15 protein-coding genes are annotated in these 20812 nt (G+C 23.1%); 12 read left to right on the plus strand and 3 right to left on the minus strand.

Annotated features, from left to right (window positions below):
• Positions 1-221: 221 nt before the first annotated feature.
• Positions 222-686, minus strand: a complete 465-nt coding sequence (pyrI, locus tag AAGD61_RS01580; RefSeq protein WP_341765277.1) for an aspartate carbamoyltransferase regulatory subunit — start codon at positions 684-686, stop codon at positions 222-224.
• 2 nt (positions 687-688) lie between these two features.
• Positions 689-1633 carry an aspartate carbamoyltransferase gene (pyrB, locus tag AAGD61_RS01585; RefSeq protein WP_341765298.1) on the minus strand — a complete coding sequence of 315 codons (945 nt, stop codon included), beginning with the start codon at positions 1631-1633 and terminating at the stop codon, positions 689-691.
• A 737-nt stretch (positions 1634-2370) separates the two neighbouring features.
• Between pyrB and epmA the strand changes: the two genes are divergently transcribed.
• From epmA to dnaJ, 4 genes are all read left to right on the plus strand, one after another.
• The gene (gene epmA, locus AAGD61_RS01590) at positions 2371-3348 is read left to right on the plus strand and encodes an elongation factor P--(R)-beta-lysine ligase (RefSeq protein ID WP_341765278.1); all 978 of its coding nucleotides are present in this window, start codon (positions 2371-2373) and stop codon (positions 3346-3348) included.
• A 610-nt stretch (positions 3349-3958) separates the two neighbouring features.
• Positions 3959-4912, plus strand: a complete 954-nt coding sequence (tal, locus tag AAGD61_RS01595) for a transaldolase (RefSeq protein ID WP_341765279.1) — start codon at positions 3959-3961, stop codon at positions 4910-4912.
• Positions 4913-5420: 508 nt separating this feature from the next.
• A complete protein-coding gene (gene dnaK / locus AAGD61_RS01600; protein ID WP_341765280.1) occupies positions 5421-7334 on the plus strand; it encodes a molecular chaperone DnaK in 1914 nt (637 codons plus the stop codon).
• A gap of 115 nt (positions 7335-7449) precedes the next feature.
• The gene (gene dnaJ / locus AAGD61_RS01605; protein WP_341765281.1) at positions 7450-8568 is read left to right on the plus strand and encodes a molecular chaperone DnaJ; all 1119 of its coding nucleotides are present in this window, start codon (positions 7450-7452) and stop codon (positions 8566-8568) included.
• Positions 8569-8627: 59 nt separating this feature from the next.
• Here the strand turns inward: dnaJ and rpsT are convergent, their stop codons facing one another.
• Positions 8628-8888, minus strand: coding sequence for a 30S ribosomal protein S20 (gene rpsT / locus AAGD61_RS01610; protein WP_341765282.1), 261 nt, complete (start codon positions 8886-8888; stop codon positions 8628-8630).
• Positions 8889-9238: 350 nt separating this feature from the next.
• Between rpsT and ribF the strand changes: the two genes are divergently transcribed.
• The 8 genes from ribF (at position 9239) to AAGD61_RS01650 (ending at position 20643) form a co-directional block, all read left to right on the plus strand.
• Positions 9239-10171 (plus strand): bifunctional riboflavin kinase/FAD synthetase, encoded by a 933-nt coding sequence (gene ribF, locus AAGD61_RS01615; RefSeq protein WP_341764715.1) that lies wholly within the window; start codon positions 9239-9241, stop codon positions 10169-10171.
• A gap of 37 nt (positions 10172-10208) precedes the next feature.
• A complete protein-coding gene (gene ileS / locus AAGD61_RS01620) occupies positions 10209-13019 on the plus strand; it encodes an isoleucine--tRNA ligase (RefSeq protein WP_341764716.1) in 2811 nt (936 codons plus the stop codon).
• Positions 13019-13510, plus strand: a complete 492-nt coding sequence (gene lspA / locus AAGD61_RS01625) for a signal peptidase II (RefSeq protein ID WP_341764717.1) — start codon at positions 13019-13021, stop codon at positions 13508-13510. Before ileS ends, lspA begins: the two co-directional genes overlap by 1 nt.
• Before the next feature lie 94 nt (positions 13511-13604).
• Complete coding sequence (ispH, locus tag AAGD61_RS01630) at positions 13605-14537, plus strand: 4-hydroxy-3-methylbut-2-enyl diphosphate reductase (protein WP_341764718.1); 933 nt, start codon at positions 13605-13607, stop codon at positions 14535-14537.
• 92 nt (positions 14538-14629) lie between these two features.
• Positions 14630-15436: a 4-hydroxy-tetrahydrodipicolinate reductase gene (dapB, locus tag AAGD61_RS01635; RefSeq protein WP_341764719.1), complete on the plus strand. Its 807-nt coding sequence runs from the start codon at positions 14630-14632 to the stop codon at positions 15434-15436.
• A gap of 172 nt (positions 15437-15608) precedes the next feature.
• The gene (gene carA, locus AAGD61_RS01640) at positions 15609-16766 is read left to right on the plus strand and encodes a glutamine-hydrolyzing carbamoyl-phosphate synthase small subunit (RefSeq protein ID WP_341764720.1); all 1158 of its coding nucleotides are present in this window, start codon (positions 15609-15611) and stop codon (positions 16764-16766) included.
• A 13-nt stretch (positions 16767-16779) separates the two neighbouring features.
• Positions 16780-20001, plus strand: coding sequence for a carbamoyl-phosphate synthase large subunit (gene carB / locus AAGD61_RS01645; protein WP_341764721.1), 3222 nt, complete (start codon positions 16780-16782; stop codon positions 19999-20001).
• A 189-nt stretch (positions 20002-20190) separates the two neighbouring features.
• Complete coding sequence (locus AAGD61_RS01650; RefSeq protein WP_341764722.1) at positions 20191-20643, plus strand: Hsp20 family protein; 453 nt, start codon at positions 20191-20193, stop codon at positions 20641-20643.
• Positions 20644-20812 lie beyond the last annotated feature (169 nt).

A 20812-nucleotide genomic window follows, 5' to 3' on the forward strand; every position in this document is an offset into this window, starting at 1 on the left:
AATTTATCACCTTTAAATTTTTAAACTAATTTTATCCTTAAAAATACTATATATTGTATTATATTTAAAAGTAAAGCACAATTTATAGAAATATTTTATTTATGATAAATATTTTTTATATTTTTTAAAAACAGTTTTATAACAAAAATATTTTTATTATAGAATATAAGCGATAATTAAAAGATTATAATTAATGTTATAAAAATATACTTTTTTTAAAATTATTGGTTATCAATTACAACTTTTCTATCAAATTCTTTTTCACAAAAATTACAAATTAAAATAATTCTTTTAAGTATTTTTTTTACAATAAATTTACTTGATACATGTTCATTATGACTAATACAATTTCCATTTGGACAAAATAATATATTATTAATATATTTAGGTAATATAATTGTTAATTTTTTAATTACTTGATAATTTTCTATAGAATTAACTGTAGCTTCTGGAGCATACAACGCTAATTGATTTGCTTGTTTTGATGTTAAAACTGTATTTTCAATTTTAATTATATCTTTTTTACCTAAATTATTTGATGGTAAATTAAGACCGATAGTAACACGTTCTTCTGTTTCTGTAAGTTTAAATAATTTTAATAATTTAAACCCAATTTGAGCTGGAATATGATCTATAACTGTTCCATAACTTATAGCTTCAACTTGTAATTTATTATTTCGTATCAAAATTATTTTCTCCTAAAAATTAATTTTTTTTTTAAAATTAATAATAATAATGCTTGTCTAGCATAAACTCCATTTCCTGCTTGTTGAAAATAATAAGCATAAGGAGTTTTATCTACACAAATTTTTATTTCATCAACACGTGGTAATGGGTGTAGTATTTTAAATGTTGGTTTTACAAAATGTAAATCTTTAGCATGCAAAACGATTTTTGATTTTACATTAACATATTCAGATGGATCCAAACGTTCTTTTTGAACACGTGTCATATATAAAATATCCAATTTAGGTAATACTTTATCTATATTGTCATGTAAACTATAAATTATTTTTTTCTCTTCAAGAATACGTAAAATATTATTTGGCATTGATAATGCATTTGGTGCAATAAAATAAAAATAATTTTTTTTAAATTTAGATAATGCTTGAGTTAATGAATGAACAGTACGACCGTACTTTAAATCTCCTACCATTGCTATATGTAAATAATCTAAACGACCTTGTATTTCATTAATAGTAAATAAATCTAATAATGTTTGAGTTGGATGTTGATTTGAACCGTCACCAGCATTTATTATTGGTGTTTTATTAGAATAAAGACTAGCAAGACGAGCTGCTCCTTCTTGTGGATGACGAATCACTATTGCATCTGCATAATGACTGATTACTGAAATAGTATCAGCAAAAGTTTCACCTTTTTTTTTAAATGAAATACTTTTGCTATCAGAAAAACCAACTACTGATGCTCCTAATCGATGAATAGCTGTTTCAAATGATAAACGGGTTCTAGTAGAATTTTCAAAAAAACAACTAGCTATTATCTTATGTTTTAATAAATATGGTAGTTGTTTTTTTTTTAAAAAACTAGCTACTTTTATTATTAATTCAAGATCTGTTCGTTTTAAATCATTAATAGAAATTATATTTTTAAGATATAAAGGGTTATGCATCATTTTATTCCATATAAAAAAATAAAACATTAAGTTATATATTTTAAAAATATTTTGTTAAATCATCATATAGTCTTATGCAATAAAATAACTATGTTATATTATTCAATAATATATCGTGAATTTTATATAAAACAAGTTTTATATTATTTATTATTTGAAGTATTTTAAAGAATATTTAAAATAAAAAATTGATCATAATACATATTAAAAATAAATATTTAATCATAAAAATAATATTATTTTTTTTATTTTACGTTATAAAACTCTATATTTAAATTTTTATAATAAATATATATTATTACATATTAATAATATTTATATATATTATGTTTATATATATAGGTTACATAATATTTTATTTATTTAAAAAAATTAAATTTCATATGAAATTATTGATAAAAATTTAATTGTTTAAAACAAATAACATTAAATATAAAATAATTATTTTGTAAATAATTTTACAAAAATTAAAAATATCTTATATAATATTTTTTAATAAAAAATAATAATAAAATTAAAAAATAATAAAATAAACTAAGTAAAATAATGTTTAATATATTACTATGATTCTTATATCACTTAAAAATATTTAAATATTTTTAATATATTATACATGCTTTAATATATATAAAACAATCAACATAGTATCTATTTATTATATTTTTGAATTAATATCTTGTTAGATACTAATTTATATATTTTTATTATTAAATTAATTTAATTTGAAATTTAATATGAATAAAATAATAAATTGAAAACCATCAATATCTATTAACAATATATCAAAAAGAGCAAATATTATAAAAAAAATAAGAAAATTCTTTAATGATAGATCTGTTATTGAAGTAGAAACACCAACAATAAGTCATTTTGCAACAACAGATGTTTATATCTCTTCATTTAAAACAATTTTAAAAAAACCAGGAATTAATAATCCTATTAAAATGTATTTAATAACTAGTCCTGAATATCATATGAAGCGTTTATTAGCAGCAGGTAGCGGACCTATATTTCAATTATGTCGTTGTTTTAGAAATAAAGAAATTGGAAAAAAACACAATCCTGAATTTACCATGCTCGAATGGTATAGACCATGTTTTGACATGTATAATTTAATTAATGAAGTTAATGATTTATTCCAATATATTTTAAAATGTGATAATACTGAACTATCATCTTATAAAGATGTTTTTATAAAATATTTAAACATTGATCCTTTATTAGCAAAAAAAACCGATTTATTGAAAATTGCAATAAATTTTAATTTAAAAGATATCATTAAATATAAAAAAAATAAGGATAGCATATTAGAAATTCTTTTTGAATTTTGTATAAGACCTTTTTTAGGTAAAAAAAAACCTATAACAATCTATCATTTTCCTTCAACACAAGCTTTATTAGCAAAAATTAATAAAAAAGATTGTCGTGTTTCTGAACGTTTTGAAATATATTATAAAGGAATGGAATTAGCAAATGGTTTTGATGAATTAACAAATTTTGCTGAACAACAAAAACGTCTAGAAGATAACAATATTAAAAGAAATATAATAGGTTTACCTGTATATCATATTGATAAATATTTTTTATCTGCATTAAAACATGGGTTACCAAATTGTTCAGGTGTTGCTGTAGGTGTGGATCGTTTAATTATGATTGCATTGAATTCTAAAAAAATTAACGACGTTATTGCTTTTCCTATTAATATTGCATAATGTTATAATAAATATATTTTTTTAATATATTATTAAAAATAAAACATTTAATTAAAATATATATTAAAAAAAACGATTTTATAAAAAATAACTTTAAATATTTATTTATATAAAATTATTTGTAATATTTAATTTTGTATAAAGTATTTTTAATATTTTTTAGAAATATTTTTATATGAAAAAACAAATTTTTTATGTTATAAACAACTATATTCTTAAATATTTTTATAAAAAAATAAAATTATTTTGATTAATATATAAAATATCGTTTTTATTACATTAATAACTTATTTGTTTTTAAAATAATCAAAAATATGTTTTTTGAAATATTTTTTATAGTTTTTAATAATATATAATTCTCATTAATTTAAATTTAAATATTTAAAATTAAATTTTATTTTTGTTATTTTATTATATTTTTATTCCATTTGTTATTTTTTATTAAATAATATAAAATTATAATTGATCATATTAAAAATATTTTTTTAAAAAAATAATATAATTTACATATTAATAATTTTAATAAAAATATTTTAATTAAAATTTTATATCATTTTGATATATATTAATTATTTTTTAAATTAATATAAAAACAAATTTGGAGTATCAAATGATTGATAAATTAACTTCATTACGTAATTCAACAATTATTGCAGCAGATACAATTGATACTGAAGTAATTAAATTATATAAGCCACATGACGTAACAACTAATCCTTCGTTAATTTTAAATGCTGTAAAATTTAATAAATATAATAAATTGATTAACGAAGCCATAACATGGGCTCGTAAGAAAAGTAAAAAACTCAAGCAACAAGTTATTGATGCATGTGATAAACTCTCTGTTAATATTGGTTTAGAAGTATTAAAAATAATTCCAGGCAGAATTTCTACTGAAATTGATGCTAATTTTTCCTATAACGAAAAAGCCTGTATATTAAAAGCAAAACGTATAATAAAAATATATAATGATTCAAATATTAATAATGATCGTATTTTAATTAAATTAGCATCAACTTGGCAAGGAATAAAAGCAGCTGAAAAATTAGAAAAAGAAGGTATAAATTGTAATTTAACTTTATTATTTTCTTTTGCACAAGCACGTGCTTGTGCAGAATCAAATGTATTTTTAATTTCCCCATTTATAGGGCGAATATTTGATTGGTATAAAAAAAATAAACAAGAAAAATATTTTACAGAAAAAGAATCACCTGGTGTAATTTTTGTTAATGAAGTTTTTAACTATTATAAAATGCATGGATACAAAACTTTAATTATGGGTGCTAGTTTACGTGATATTAATGATATTATTGAATTAGCAGGTTGTGATATTTTAACAATTCCACCTATTTTATTAAAAGAATTATCAGAATCTCAAGGAGAAATTGTTCGTAAATTAATATATTCATCTAAAATAAAAAAACCAACTGATAAATTAACTGAATCTGAGTTTCATTTACAACATAATCAAAATTTAATGGCAGTTAATAAACTTAATGATGGAATTTGTAAATTTATAAATGATCAAAAAAAACTAGAAAAATTTATAATAGATTTGATATAATGTAATTATTTTTTTGTAATAAAATACAAACGTAGTCCAAAATAGTTATTTGGATAATGTAAATATATAATAAAAATTATAATTTAATATTATAAAATATCAAAATATACATTATTCTATATGTATAGTAGAATACAAAATTATATTTTAACTATAAATTTATTTTTTTAATAAAATAGAAAAATAATTTTAACATATAAAATGCTTTTATATTAAAAAATTTAAAAAAATGAATTAAAATTAATAATTAGTTTAAATAAAAATATAATTTTATTTAAAATAATTTTTTAATAATTTTAAAAATATATTTTTATTAAAATAAAAGATTAATATTTAAAATTTTTTATTTATTTAAAAAATGAATATTATTTTTAATAATATTAATTATTATAAATATGTATATGTTAAAATAATTTGTTTTTAAAGTAAAAATCTACTTGAAAATATAATATATTAGCCTCATATGTGTTGTTATTGAAATATTAGTAAAAAATTCGGAGGCATTTAGATGGGTAAAATTATTGGTATTGATTTAGGTACAACTAATTCGTGTGTTGCTATTATGGATGGTTCATCTGCACGTGTTATTGAAAATAGTGAAGGAGATAGAACAACTCCTTCTATTATTGCTTATACTCAAGATGGAGAAATATTAGTTGGTCAACCAGCAAAACGTCAAGCTGTAACTAATCCAAAGAATACTTTATTTGCAATAAAGCGTTTAATTGGTCGTCGTTTTCAAGATAAAGAAGTTCAGCGAGATGTTGATATTATGCCTTATAAAATTATTCCTGCTGATAATGGAGATACATGGGTTGATGTAAAAGGGCAAAAAATTGCTCCCCCACAAATTTCTGCTGAAGTTTTAAAAAAAATGAAAAAAACTGCAGAAGATTATTTAGGTGAATCTATTACAGAAGCTGTTATCACTGTTCCAGCATATTTTAATGATGCTCAACGTCAAGCAACTAAGGATGCTGGTCGAATTGCAGGTTTAGATGTAAAACGTATTATAAATGAACCAACAGCAGCTGCATTAGCTTATGGTTTAGATAAAGAAGTTGGAAATCGAATAATTGCTGTTTATGATTTGGGTGGTGGAACATTTGATTTATCAATTATTGAACTTGATGAAGTTGATGGTGAAAAAACATATGAAGTTTTAGCTACCAATGGAGATACTCATTTAGGTGGAGAAGATTTCGATACAAGATTAATTAATTATTTAGTGGAAGAATTTAGAAAAGATCAAGGAATAGATTTGCGTAACGATTCACTTGCAATGCAAAGATTAAAAGAATCTGCAGAAAAAGCAAAAATTGAACTTTCTTCAGCACAGCAAACTAATGTTAATTTACCATATATAACAGCAAATGCAAATGGACCTAGTCATATGAACATTAAAGTTACTCGTGCAAAACTAGAATCTCTTGTAGAAGATTTAGTTAAACGTTCTATAGATCCAGTGAAAATTGCTTTAAAAGATGCAGGATTAAATATAAATAATATAAATGATGTTATATTAGTTGGTGGGCAAACACGAATGCCAATGGTTCAAAAAGCTGTTGCTGATTTTTTTGGAAAAGAACCACGTAAAGATGTTAATCCAGATGAAGCAGTGGCAATTGGCGCTGCAGTACAAGGCGGTGTTTTATCAGGTGATGTTAAAGATGTTCTTTTACTTGATGTTACTCCATTATCTTTAGGTATTGAAACTATGGGTGGTGTGATGACTTCATTAATTCCAAAAAACACTACAATACCAACAAAACATAGTCAAGTTTTTTCAACAGCAGAAGATAATCAATCTGCCGTTACTATTCATGTTTTACAAGGTGAACGTAAACGTGCTAATAATAATAAATCGTTAGGACAATTTAATTTAGATGGTATACAACCGGCTCCAAGAGGAATACCTCAAATTGAAGTTACATTTGATATAGATGCTGATGGTATTTTACATGTTTCTGCAAAAGACAAAAATAGCGGACGTGAACAAAATATTACTATTAAAGCTTCTTCTGGATTAAATGATAAAGAAATTGAAAAAATGATACGAGATGCAGAAATAAATTCTGAAACTGATCGTAAATTTGAAGAGTTAGTTCAAGTTCGTAATCAAGCAGATCAATTAATCCATAGCACCCGTAAACAAGTAAAAGAAGCTAATGAAAAACTACAAGTAACAGATAAAGAAAATATAGAAAAAATTATTAATGAATTAGAAAAATCAATGAAAAATGAAGATAAAAAAGATATTGAAGAAAAAATTTCTGCTTTAATAACAGAATCTACAAAACTTTTTGAAATTACACAACAAAATAAAAAACAAAAATGTGATAAAACATGCGAAAAAACAAAAAAAGATGATAATGTTGTTGATGCTGAATTTGAAGAAATTAATGATAAAGATAAAAAATAACATTGTTTATTTTATTTATAAATATTTATGTATATAAATATATAATTAATTTAGAAAATTAAATAAGCTATTAATTTAAAATTAAATAATAATTTGTTTGTTAATGGTTAGTTAAATGGTAAAAAAAGATTTTTATGATATTTTAGGTGTCGAAAAAAATGCATCAGATAAAGAAATAAAACGAGCATATAAAAAATTGGCAATAAAATATCATCCTGATAGAAATCAGGATAAAAAAAATGAATCAGAAGCTAAATTTAAAGAAATAAAAGAAGCTTATGAAGTTCTCTCTAATAATCAAAAAAGAGCAACTTATGACCAATATGGTCATTCTGGATTCGAACAAAATATATCTAGTGATAGCACTAGTTTTAGTGATATCTTTGGTGATGTTTTTGGTGATATTTTTGGAGGAAATAAAAAACAGAATCGTCAATTTCGTGGTTCAGATTTACAATATAATATAGAATTAACTCTAGAAGAAGTTGTACGAGGAATAACAAAAGAAATTAGAATACCAACACTTGTTACTTGTAATTTTTGTAATGGAACTTGTTCAAGACCTGGAACTAGTGCAGAATTTTGTTCAATGTGTCATGGAATAGGACAAATTCATGTTCGTCAAAGTTTTTTTTCAATACAACAAACATGTCCTGGTTGTAATGGCAGAAAAAAAATAATTAAAAATCCATGTAATAAATGTCACGGACAAGGTAGAATTGAACGATATAAAACATTATCTGTAAAAATACCTGCAGGTATAAATACTGGAGATCGTATTAGATTATCTGGCGAAGGAGAAGCAGGGATAAATGGTGCACAATCAGGAGATTTATTTGTACAAATAAATGTATTACCTCATAATATATTTATACGTGATCGTAATAATTTAAATTGTGATGTACCTATTAATTTTTCTATTGCAGCATTAGGAGGTGAAATCGCAGTACCAACTATTGATGGTTGTGTAAAATTAAAAATTCCAGCGGAAACTCAAACTGGAAAAACTTTTCGAATGAAAGGTAAAGGTGTAAAATCAGTGCGAGGAAATACATATGGTGATTTAATGTGTAGAATTGTTGTTGAAACTCCTGTTAAATTAAATGAAAGACAAAAAGAGTTACTTGAGATATTTGGAGAATCGCTTGGTGGTATTAGTGGAGAAAAAAATAGTCCGCGTTCAAAAAGTTTTTTAGATGGTGTAAGAAAATTTTTCGATGATTTAACAAAATAATATTTTATGAACATATTAATATATAATTAATATAAAACCGGGATTAGCCGGTTTTAATATTACATTATCTTGATTTTAGCTGATAAATTAGATTTATGACGTGCTGACTTATTTTTATGTATTATTCCTTTAGCAGCATAACGATCAACAATACGTTGCATATCGTTAAATGCTTTTTTAGCTAATTCTTTGTTACCTGTAGATATTGCAAAGTAAACTTTTTTTATAAAAGTACGAATCATAGAACGTTGACTTGTATTTTGTTTACGACGTTTTTCTGCTTGAATAACACGTTTTTTAGCTGATTTAATATTAGCCAAAATAACAACCTCCAAATTTTATTTGTTGTTTTATATTAAAAAACAAAATATTAATATGTTTTAAAATATAATTTTTTTTAAAAAAATCAAATAATAAATCATTTTATCATAAATAATTTATTTAATATTAAATAATATATAATATATATTATAATATATAATAATATTATTGTATTGTTTTGCTTTTTTGTTTTTTAATTATTATTAAATATAAAATAAATATAATTTATTATAATTATTTAACAAATTAATTATAAAATTATATTTTTATATAATTTTTTTTAAAAATGTTTTTATATTTAAAATATATCATTTTTGCAATATTATAATGATTTTGGCGTTAATTTGATATGGAGATAATTCGAGGTATGCATAATATTAAAGCATACCATTCTGGTTGTGTATTAACTATAGGTAATTTTGATGGTGTTCATAGAGGACATCAATTATTACTTAACAATTTAAAGTTAAAAGGAAAACAGTTAAATCTTCCAACTGTAGTAATACTTTTTGAACCTCAACCACTTGAATTTTTTTCAAAAAATACAAAAACACCTGCTCGTTTAACGAGTTTTCGTGATAAAGTAAAATATTTATTAGAAATTAATATACATTATTTGTTAATCATTAAATTTAATAAATATATTGCATCGTTAACACATTTTGATTTTGTATCTAAAATTCTTGTTAATAAATTAAATACTAAATATCTTATTATAGGTGATGATTTTCGTTTTGGAAAAAATCGTATAGGAGATTTCAATTTTTTAAAAAAAATTTCTAAAATATTTAATTTTAATATTATTAATACAGAGAGTTTATGTGATTCTAAAATTAGAATCAGTAGCACATTAATTCGAAAGGTAATTCAAAAAAATAATTTTATTTTAGCAGAAAAATTATTAGGGCATCATTATTGTATTAGTGGACGAGTTATATATGGTGAACAAATTGGTAGAAAAATAGGTTTTCCTACAGCAAATTTATTATTAAAACGTTTTGTTACTCCTGTTACAGGAGTTTATATTGTAGAAATATATGGATTACATAAAAAAGTATTACAAGGTGTAGCAAATATCGGTAAAAAACCAACTTTATCATCAAAAGAAATACAATTAGAAGTTTATATAATTGATATAAATATGAATTTATATGGATGTTATATAAATGTAGTATTGCTTAAAAAATTACGAAATGAACGTAAATTTAAATCTTTAAAAAAATTAAAAAAACAAATTATAAAAGATGTAATTGCAACAAAAAAATATTTTAATAAAATTTAAAAAAAATATTTTTTAACATATAAATGGAATAAAATTCATGAGTGATTATAAAGATACATTAAATCTTCCAAAAACCAATTTTGAAATGCGTGCTAATCTTGTTAAACACGAACCAGAAATATTAGAATATTGGTATAAAAATAAATTATATCAAAAAATACGTGAATCTAAACTTGGAAAAAAAATGTTTATTTTACACGATGGACCTCCATATGCAAATGGTAACATCCATATTGGACATTCAGTTAATAAAATTCTTAAAGATATTATTATAAAATCTAAAGGATTAAATGGATATGATTCTCCATATATTCCTGGTTGAGATTGTCATGGTTTACCAATTGAACATAAAATCGAACAGTATTTAAAAAAAAATAAAAAACATATATCTGATACTGAATTTCGTATTAAATGTCGTGAATATGCTCAATTTCAAATTGAAAAACAAAAAAAAGATTTTATTCGTTTAGGTGTACTAGGTGATTGGAATAAACCATATTATACAATGAATTTTAAAGTAGAAGCTGATACTATAAGAGTTTTAGGAAAAATCATCAAAAATAATAATTTAGTAAAAAAATTTAAACCTGTTTATTGGTGTACAGAATGCAAATCTTCACTTGCTGAAGCTGAAGTTGAGTATCATAAAAATATATCTCCAGCTATATATGTTCGATTCGAAGCTTTGAATAGTGATGAAATATGCAAAAAATTTGGATTTATATGTAATAAAAGTATATCTATAATAATTTGGACAACCACACCATGAACTTTACCTGCTAATCGTGCTATTTCTATAAATCCAAAAGCACAGTATAGTTTAATTGATGTAGATAATGAATTAATTATTTTAGCTAGTGATCTTGTTATAGATTTAATGAAAACAATTGGAAAAAAAAATTGGACTATACATGGTATATGCAATGGTAATGAATTAGAATTATTTTATTTTAAACACCCATTTATGAATTTTAATGTTCCTATAATTTTAAGTAATCATGTTGTATTAAATGTAGGCACAGGTGCAGTTCATACAGCTCCAGATCATGGTCAAGAAGATTATATAGTTGCTTCAAAATATAAATTAAAATTAGCAAATCTAATTGATTCTAACGGATGTTTTTTATTTAATATTCATCCATTATTAAACGGGATTTTTATTTTTAAATCTAATGACATTATTATTAAAATATTAAATGAAAAACAATGTTTATTTTATAAAAATTATATTACTCATAAAGTTCCATTTTGTTGGCGTCATAAAACACTTGTTATTTTTCGTGCTACTAAACAATGGTTTATATGCATGAACAAAAACAATTTACGTAAACAATTATTAAATGAAATTAATTATGTAAAATGGATCCCATCCACAGGTTTTTTACAGATAAAATCAATGTTAGAAAATCGTCCTGATTGGTGTATTTCAAGACAACGAATTTGGGGAACACCAATCACTTTATTTGTTCATAAAAAAACAGGAAAATTACATCCTCGTACATTAGAATTAATTGAAGATATAGCAAATAAAGTTGAAAATAATGGCATACAAGCTTGGTGGGATCTTAATATAAAAGATATACTTGGTAATGAAGCTAATTCTTATGAAAAAATCCAAGATACATTAGATGTTTGGTTTGATTCAGGTTCAACATATTTTACGGTTATAGATAATCGCCTAGAATATCATGGTAATTCTGTAGATTTATATCTTGAAGGATTAGATCAACATCGTGGTTGGTTTATGTCATCACTAATATTATCTGTAATAACAAAAAAAAAACATCCTTATAATCAAGTTTTAACTCATGGTTTTGTTGTTGATGGACAAAATCGTAAAATGTCTAAATCTATAGGTAATACTATTAGTCCAAAAGATATTATTAATAAATTTGGTGCTGACATTTTACGCTTATGGGTTGCTTGTAGTAATTATAACAATGATATAGCAATTTCAGATGAAATTTTAAAAGGTGTTATAGATTCATATCGTCATATTCGTAATACAGCTCGTTTTTTATTAGCAAATTTAAATGATTTTAATCCTGAAATAAATATTGTAAAACCAAAAAATATGATTTCAATAGATTATTGGGCTGTTGGGCAAGCATTTAAAACACAAAAAAAAATTATAAAATCATATAATAAATATGATTTTTTTTCTGTTATAAAACATATAACTCATTTTTGTTCTATTAAAATGAGTTCTTTTTATTTAGATATTATTAAAGATCGAAAATATACAACTAAAAGTAACAGTTTAAATTGTTATAGTTGTCAATCTGCTTTATTTCATATAATAGAATCATTAGTTCGTTGGATTTCTCCTATTCTTTCATTTACCTCTGATGAAATATGGAAAAAGTTACCAGGTAAAAGATCTAAATTTGTTTTTACAGAAGAATGGTATGATGGTCTATTTTGTTTAAATAATTCTATTGAAATGAATGATAATTTTTGGAAAAAAATACTAATAATTAAAACAGAAGTAAATAAAATTTTAGAACAAGCTCGTAGAAATAAATATATAAAATCTTCATTAGAAACATCGTTAATTTTATATGCTGACAATGATATATTTAAAAAATTAAATATGTTACGTGATGAACTACATTTTGTTTTTATGACATCACAAATTAAAATTTTAAATATCAATGAATCTCCTAATGATGCAAAAAATAGCGGATTAAATGGACTTAAAATAATTTGCAATAAAGCTGAAGGTAAAAAATGTAATAGATGTTGGCATTATACAAAGGATATATCTATAAATTTACAACAAAAAGATATTTGTAATCGATGTATTAGTAATATTTTTGGTGATGGGGAGGTACGTAAATTTGTTTAATGAAACTATATATTTGTTCTACTGGACTACGATTTACATGGTTAATTATTATAATTGCAACTTTTGATTTATTAATAAAACAAATTATTTTTAATAAATTTAAACTATATGAATCATATCATATAATGAAATCATTAAAAATAGTATACACACAAAATTTTGGAATTGCATTTGGATTTTTATCTAGCGATCATGAATTACAACGTTGGTTTCTATCAATCATTGCTATAATTATCTCTATTGTTCTAATATATATAATGTATCAACAAAGTTCAAAAAAATATTTAAGTAATTTTGCTTATGGATTTATTATTGGCGGGGCAATTGGAAATATTATTGATCGTTTAATTCATGGTTTTGTTATAGATTATATATATTTTTATATTAAAAGTTTTTGTTGGCCGATTTTTAATTTTGCAGATATATTTATTAGTATTGGAACTTTTTTAATAATATTTGATAACTATTATATAATAAAAAATAAAAAATAAATTTTTATAAAACATTATTTTTGTAATATATGATTATATATAGTTTTTTTAAAAAATAAATTTTAATTTTAAAAAATAAATAATTTTAAAAATTATGAAAATATTATTAGCTAAACCTCGTGGACTTTGTGCAGGAGTAAAACGTGCAATTAACATTGTAGAATTAGCATTAAAAAAATATGGAGCACCAATTTATGTTCTTCATGAATTAGTGCATAATAAATATATTATAAATAATTTATTAAAACAAGGAGTTATTTTTATAGAAAATTTTTCAGAAATACCAGACAATTCAGTTTTAATATTTTCTGCACACGGTGTATCCAAATCTATTCGTCAAGAAGCATATTCTCGTAATTTTAATGTAATATTAGATGCAACGTGTCCATTGGTAAAAAAAAATCATATAAAAGTAACTAAAGCGAATAACAAAGGCAATGAAGTTATTTTAATTGGACATCATGGTCATCCAGAAATTAATAGTACTATAGGTCAATATAATAATGATAAAGGAGGAATATATTTAATTAAAAATATAAAAGATGTTTATAATTTAAAAGTTAAAAATATAAATAAATTATTGTTTATAACACAAACAACATTTTCTATTGATGACGCATCTAATATTATTAATGAACTTACAAAATCTTTTCCAAACATTATTGGCCAAATTAAATCTGATATTTGTTATGCAACTATAAATCGTCAAAAAGCAATAAAAAAAATAGCTAAAAAATCTGATCTTATTTTAATTGTAGGATCTAAAAATTCATCAAATTCAAATCGTTTATTAGAATTAATATTAAAAATTAACAAACCAGCTTATTTAATTGATTGTGTTAACGATATTAATATTGAATGGTTGCGTAATATAAAAATAATTGGTTTAACTGCTGGAGCATCAGTACCTAATATTTTAATATTACAAATATTAAAAAAATTAAAAAAACTTGGAGTTAAACATGTAATTGAAATGCAAGCAAATGACGAAAAAATGTTTTTTACATTACCAAAAATTTTAAAATAAATTATTTAAAATAAAGCTATAAATATAATAATTTTATATAAATAAACTTAAATTTTAGATTTATTTTTAACATTAACTACAAACAGAATAAAATGAAAAAATCAATTATACGTATTGTAATTACTGGAGCTGCTGGACGAATGGGTCGTCAATTAATTAAACTTTTAAAAAATGAAAACAATATGATACTTATAGCAGCTATTGCACGAAAAGATTCTGAATATATTAAAGTTGATGTAGGAAATTTTATTAAAACAAAAAAACTTGGAGTAATTATTACCGATTCATTAAATGAAATTATTGATGATTTTGATGTTCTTATAGATTTTAGTATTCCAAAATTTACTTTAGAATGCTTGTCTTTTTGCATAAAAAAATTAAAACCAATGATTATTGGAACAACTGGTTTTAATGATCAAGAAAAACAAATAATTATTAATGCTAGTAAAATTATACCAATTGTATATTCTTCAAATTTTAGTATTGGAGCTAATTTATTATTAAAATTAGCAGAAAAAACTACCAAAATAATTGGAATTAATAGTGATATAGAAATTATAGATCTACACCATCGCAATAAAATTGATTCACCTTCAGGAACAGCATTAACTATTGGAGAATCAATAGCTAATGCATTAGGAAAAAACTTAAAAAATTGTATTTCTGATATAAAAAATCGAAAAAAAGGTACAATTAATTTTACAACGATTAGAGCTGGAGATATTGTTGGTGAACATACTGTAATATTTGCGAATATTGGTGAACAAATCGAAATAATACATAAAGTATCAAATAGAGCAACATTTGCTAAAGGTGCAATAAAAGCTTCTAATTGGATAATAGATAAAAAAATAGGTTTATATAACATGAAAGATGTATTAAATATAAATGATTTATAATTATCTTTCGTATAAAAATTATTATATTTTTATAATTTTTTTGTAAAAACTTTATCAATTTATATTTTTATTTTATTTTCACTTACTTATTCAATTTAAATAAAATTAATATTGCTTTTATAAAGAATAAAATTAAAAATCTAAAGTATAATCATTATTTTGGAGGACCATTTTGAATAAGTTAGCTACATTAATTTTAGAAGATGGTACAGAATTTCACGGTTACAGTATAGGTATTGAAGGAATCACAATTGGAGAAATAGTTTTTAATACATCAATGACTGGATATCAAGAAATAATTACAGATCCTTCTTATTCTAATCAAATTATTACTTTTACATATCCACATATTGGTAACGTTGGTGTTAATAATAATGATGAAGAATCACAAAAAATACATATAAAAGGTTTAATAATTCGTGATTTATCAATAACATATAACAAACTTAGAGGAAAAGAAAGTCTTAACAAATATCTCAAACGGCACAAAATTATTGCAATTTCAGATATAGACACTAGAAAATTAACTCGTTTATTAAGAAATAAAGGAACACAAAATGGATGTATTTTTACTGGTAAAAAACAAAAAAAAAAAATAATTTTAGAAAAAATAAATTTTTTTTCAAAATCAAAAAATGTAAATTTATCACAAAATATTGGTACAAATAAAATTTATAATTATAAAAAATGTTTTTTGCCATTAAAAAATAATAAATTAAGCACAAATAAAAAAAAATTATTACATGTTGTTACCTATGATTTTGGTGTTAAAAAAAATATTTTACATATGTTAATTAATCGTGGTTGCAATATAACACTTGTCCCATCTATAACATCAACAGAAAAAGTATTATCAATGAATCCAGATGGTATTTTTTTATCTAATGGCCCTGGTGATCCATCTTTATGTATTAATGTAATTAAAGAAATAAAAAAATTTTTAAAAAAAAATATACCTATATTTGGTATATGTTTAGGTCATCAATTATTAGCATTAGCTAATGGAGCTAATACTGTAAAAATGAAATTTGGTCATCATGGTGCAAACCATCCTGTTAAAGATTTAGATAATGATACAATTATAATTACATCACAAAATCATAACTTTATAGTTGATGAGCTTACATTACCAAAAACATTACGAATAACTCATAAATCATTATTTGATGGAACATTACAAGGTATTCATCATATAAATAAACCTTTTTTTAGTTTTCAAGGACATCCTGAAGCAAGTCCTGGACCACATGATGCTAATAAATTATTTGATCACTTTATTAATTTAATTAATAATTATAAACAAAAACATATCATATCAAAATGCAAATAATACAGGAGTAAAAATGACAAAACGTATAGATATAAAAAGCATTTTGATTTTAGGAGCTGGGCCAATCACAATTGGTCAGGCATGTGAATTTGATTATTCCGGGGTACAAGCATGTAATGCAATAAAAGAAGAAGGATATCGAGTTATTTTAGTTAACTCAAATCTAGCAACCATTATGACTGATCCGGATATTGCAGATGTAACTTATATTCAACCAATTAATTGGGAAATTGTTAGTAAAATTATCGAAAAAGAATTACCAGATGCTATTTTGCCTACTATGGGTGGGCAAACAGCACTTAACTGCGTTATTGATCTTGAACGCAATGGTATTTTAAAAAAATTTAATATTAAAATGATTGGGGCAACTGTGGATGCTATTGATAAAGCAGAGAATCGATATCGTTTTAATAACGCTGTAAAAAAAATTGGATTAAATACTACTCGTTCAGGTATAGCACATAATATACATGAAGCATATTATATAGTAAAAAAAATTGGATTTCCATGTATTATTCGTCCATCGTTTACAATGGGTGGGGCTGGTAGTGGAATTGCTTATAATAATAACGATTTTAAAGAAATTTGTTTTTCTGGATTTAATTTATCGCCAAATAATGAATTATTAATTGATGAATCATTAATTGGTTGGAAAGAATATGAAATGGAAGTGGTACGTGATAAAAAAGACAATTGTATTATTGTTTGCTCTATAGAAAATTTTGATCCAATGGGCATACATACTGGAGATTCTATAACAGTTGCTCCAGCTCAAACTTTAACTGATAAAGATTATCAAATAATGAGAAATGCTTCTATTTCTGTATTGCGAGAAATTGGTATAGAAACTGGTGGGGCTAATGTTCAATTTGCACTTAATCCAAAAGATGGTAGATTAGTTATTATAGAAATGAATCCACGTGTTTCACGATCATCTGCATTAGCATCAAAAGCCACAGGTTTTCCTATAGCAAAAATATCAGCAAAATTAGCTATAGGATATACACTTGACGAATTAACAAACAGCATTACCGGTAATAAAACACCTGCATCTTTTGAACCATCCATAGATTATGTTGTAACAAAAATTCCACGTTTTAATTTTGAAAAATTTTTTGGTACAAATGATAGATTGACCACTCAAATGAAATCTATTGGTGAAGTAATGGGAATTGGACGCACATTTCAAGAATCAATACAAAAAGCATTATGTGGATTAGAGGTTGGTGCTGCCGGTTTTGATTCTAAAATTTTAAAAAATGACAAAAATACGTTAAAACATATTATTTACGAATTAAAAAATCCTGGCGCAGAACGCATTTGGTATATTGCAGATGCTTTTCGTATAGGTTTATCAATTAATTTTATTTTTAATTTAACAAATATTGATTGTTGGTTTTTATCTCAAATAAAAGAATTAATAAAATTAGAGCAATTAATAGCAAAAAAATCTATTAATAAAATAACAAAAAAATTTTTACGAATATTAAAACGTAAAGGCTTTTCTGATGCACGATTAGCTTACTTAATTAGAACGGATGAAAAAACAATACGTAAATTACGTCAAAATTATAATCTATATCCAGTTTATAAACGTGTTGATACTTGTGCTGCAGAATTTATAACACATACAGCTTATATGTATTCTACTTATGAAGATGAATGTGAATGTAATCCTAATAATAAAAAACCAAAAATCATAATATTAGGTTCTGGACCAAATCGCATTGGTCAAGGTATAGAATTTGATTATTGTTGTGTGCATGCTTCTATTGCTTTAAGAGAAGATGGTTACGAAATAATTATGATTAATTGTAATCCAGAAACTGTTTCAACAGATTATGATATATCAGATCGTCTATATTTTGAACCAATTACTCTTGAAAGTATAGTAGAAATTGTTCGTATCGAAAAACCTAAAGGAGTAATAGTACAATATGGTGGGCAAACCCCATTAAAGTTATCAAAATCATTAGAAGAAGCTGGCGTTCCAATCATAGGAACTAGTTCTGATTCAATAGATAGAGCAGAAAATAGAAAACGTTTTCAACAAGTAATTAATCATTTACATTTAAAACAACCAAAAAATATAACAGTAACAAACGTAAAAGAAGCAATTGATAAATCATATAATATTGGATATCCATTAGTAGTTAGACCATCTTATGTATTAGGTGGAAAGGCTATGGAAATTATATATAACGAAAAAGATTTACGTAATTATTTTAAAAATATATTTAATATTTCTAGTAATGAACCAGTTTTATTAGATCGTTTTTTAGAAAATGCGATAGAAGTTGATGTAGATATTGTTTGTGATAAAAAAACAGTGTTAATCGGTGGAATTATGGAACATGTTGAACAAGCAGGGGTTCATTCAGGCGATTCTGCATGTTCATTACCAGCTTATACTTTAAGTAATGAAATACAAAATTTAATACGTAAACAAGTACATAATCTTGCTGTTGAATTAGGTATTTGTGGACTTATGAATGTACAATTTGCAATAAAAAATAATGAAATTTATATTATAGAAGTAAACCCACGTGCTTCAAGAACTATACCTTTTGTGTCAAAAGCAACAGGTGTTTCTTTAGCTAAAGTTGCAGCGCGTATTATGGTTGGTAAAACATTAAAACAATTGAATATTACAAAAGAAATCATACCGCCATATTTTTCTATAAAAAAAGCAGTATTACCGTTTAATAAATTTCAAGGTATAGATCCAATTCTTGGTCCTGAAATGAGATCAACAGGAGAAGTTATGGGTGTTGGTAATACCTTTGCAGAAGCTTTTTCTAAAGCAATGTTAAGTAGTAATTCTATTATAAAAAAACCTGGACGTGTATTATTATCTGTTCGTGATGAAGATAAAACACGTGTTATCAATTTAGCTATTGAATTATTAAATCAAGGTTTTAAATTAGATGCAACTAAAGGTACGTCATTAGCTTTAAAAAAAGCAGGAATTTTTTCAAGATTGGTAAATAAAGTAAATGAAGGCAATCCACATATTCAAGATATGATTCAAAATGGTGAATATAATTATATTGTTAATACAACTTCTGATAAACAAGCAATTAAAGATTCAAAATTAATACGTTATAATGCATTAAAATATAACGTTTATTATGATACTACTTTAAATGGTAGTTTTGCTACAATAATATCATTAAATATAAACCCAATTAAAAATATAATTTCATTACAAGAAATGCATGCATTGATTAGATAATATACTACAAAATATTAATATTTATATTTTATATAAAAATTACGCATATTTTATATAAAAAATTTTAATTAAGTTAAAAAATAATTTAAAAAATATTTTATTTATACTTGAAATATTAAAATAAATTCTTATATATATTATATATAATAAAATGATATATTATATAATAAATAAAATCGAGAGGTATTTATGGATAAAATTAAACCTTTTTCTTTTTTTCCTTTAATTTCTGATAATGTTTTATCAAATAGATTTGATCAAATAGATCGTTTGTTTAGTCAATTAACAGGAACAAAACCAATTTCAAGACCATTACAAACATATAATCTTAAACAAATTAATGAAAGTCATTATGAATTAACAGTTAGTGTACCAGGATATAAAGAAAATGAATTAGATATTTCATTAAAAAGTGGACTTTTATCAATAAAAGGTGAAAAAAAAGAAAAAAAACAAGATAATGAAAAATGGATACATCGTGAAATATTACAAGGACAATTTTCATTAAAATTTGATTTAGGAAAAAACGTAAAAATAGAAAAAGCTAATTTATCAAACGGGCTTTTAACAATTACTATAGAATATGAATTACCAGAAGAGGAAAAAATACAAATAATATCTATAGAAGAAAAAGATAAATAAAAAAATAAAAAATAAATAATTTATTATAATTTTTACATAAAGATAAAAATTAAAAACATTTATTAAATATTAATATTTTAGTATAGTATTCTTATTATAATTAAATCATTTAGAATTTAAAATTAATATAATTCTTTAAAATTAAGAATACTATTTTTTTATAAAAAAT

This window comes from Candidatus Providencia siddallii, assembly GCF_964026685.1.
In the GTDB taxonomy this organism is placed as follows: Bacteria; Pseudomonadota; Gammaproteobacteria; order Enterobacterales; family Enterobacteriaceae; genus Providencia_A; species Providencia_A siddallii_A.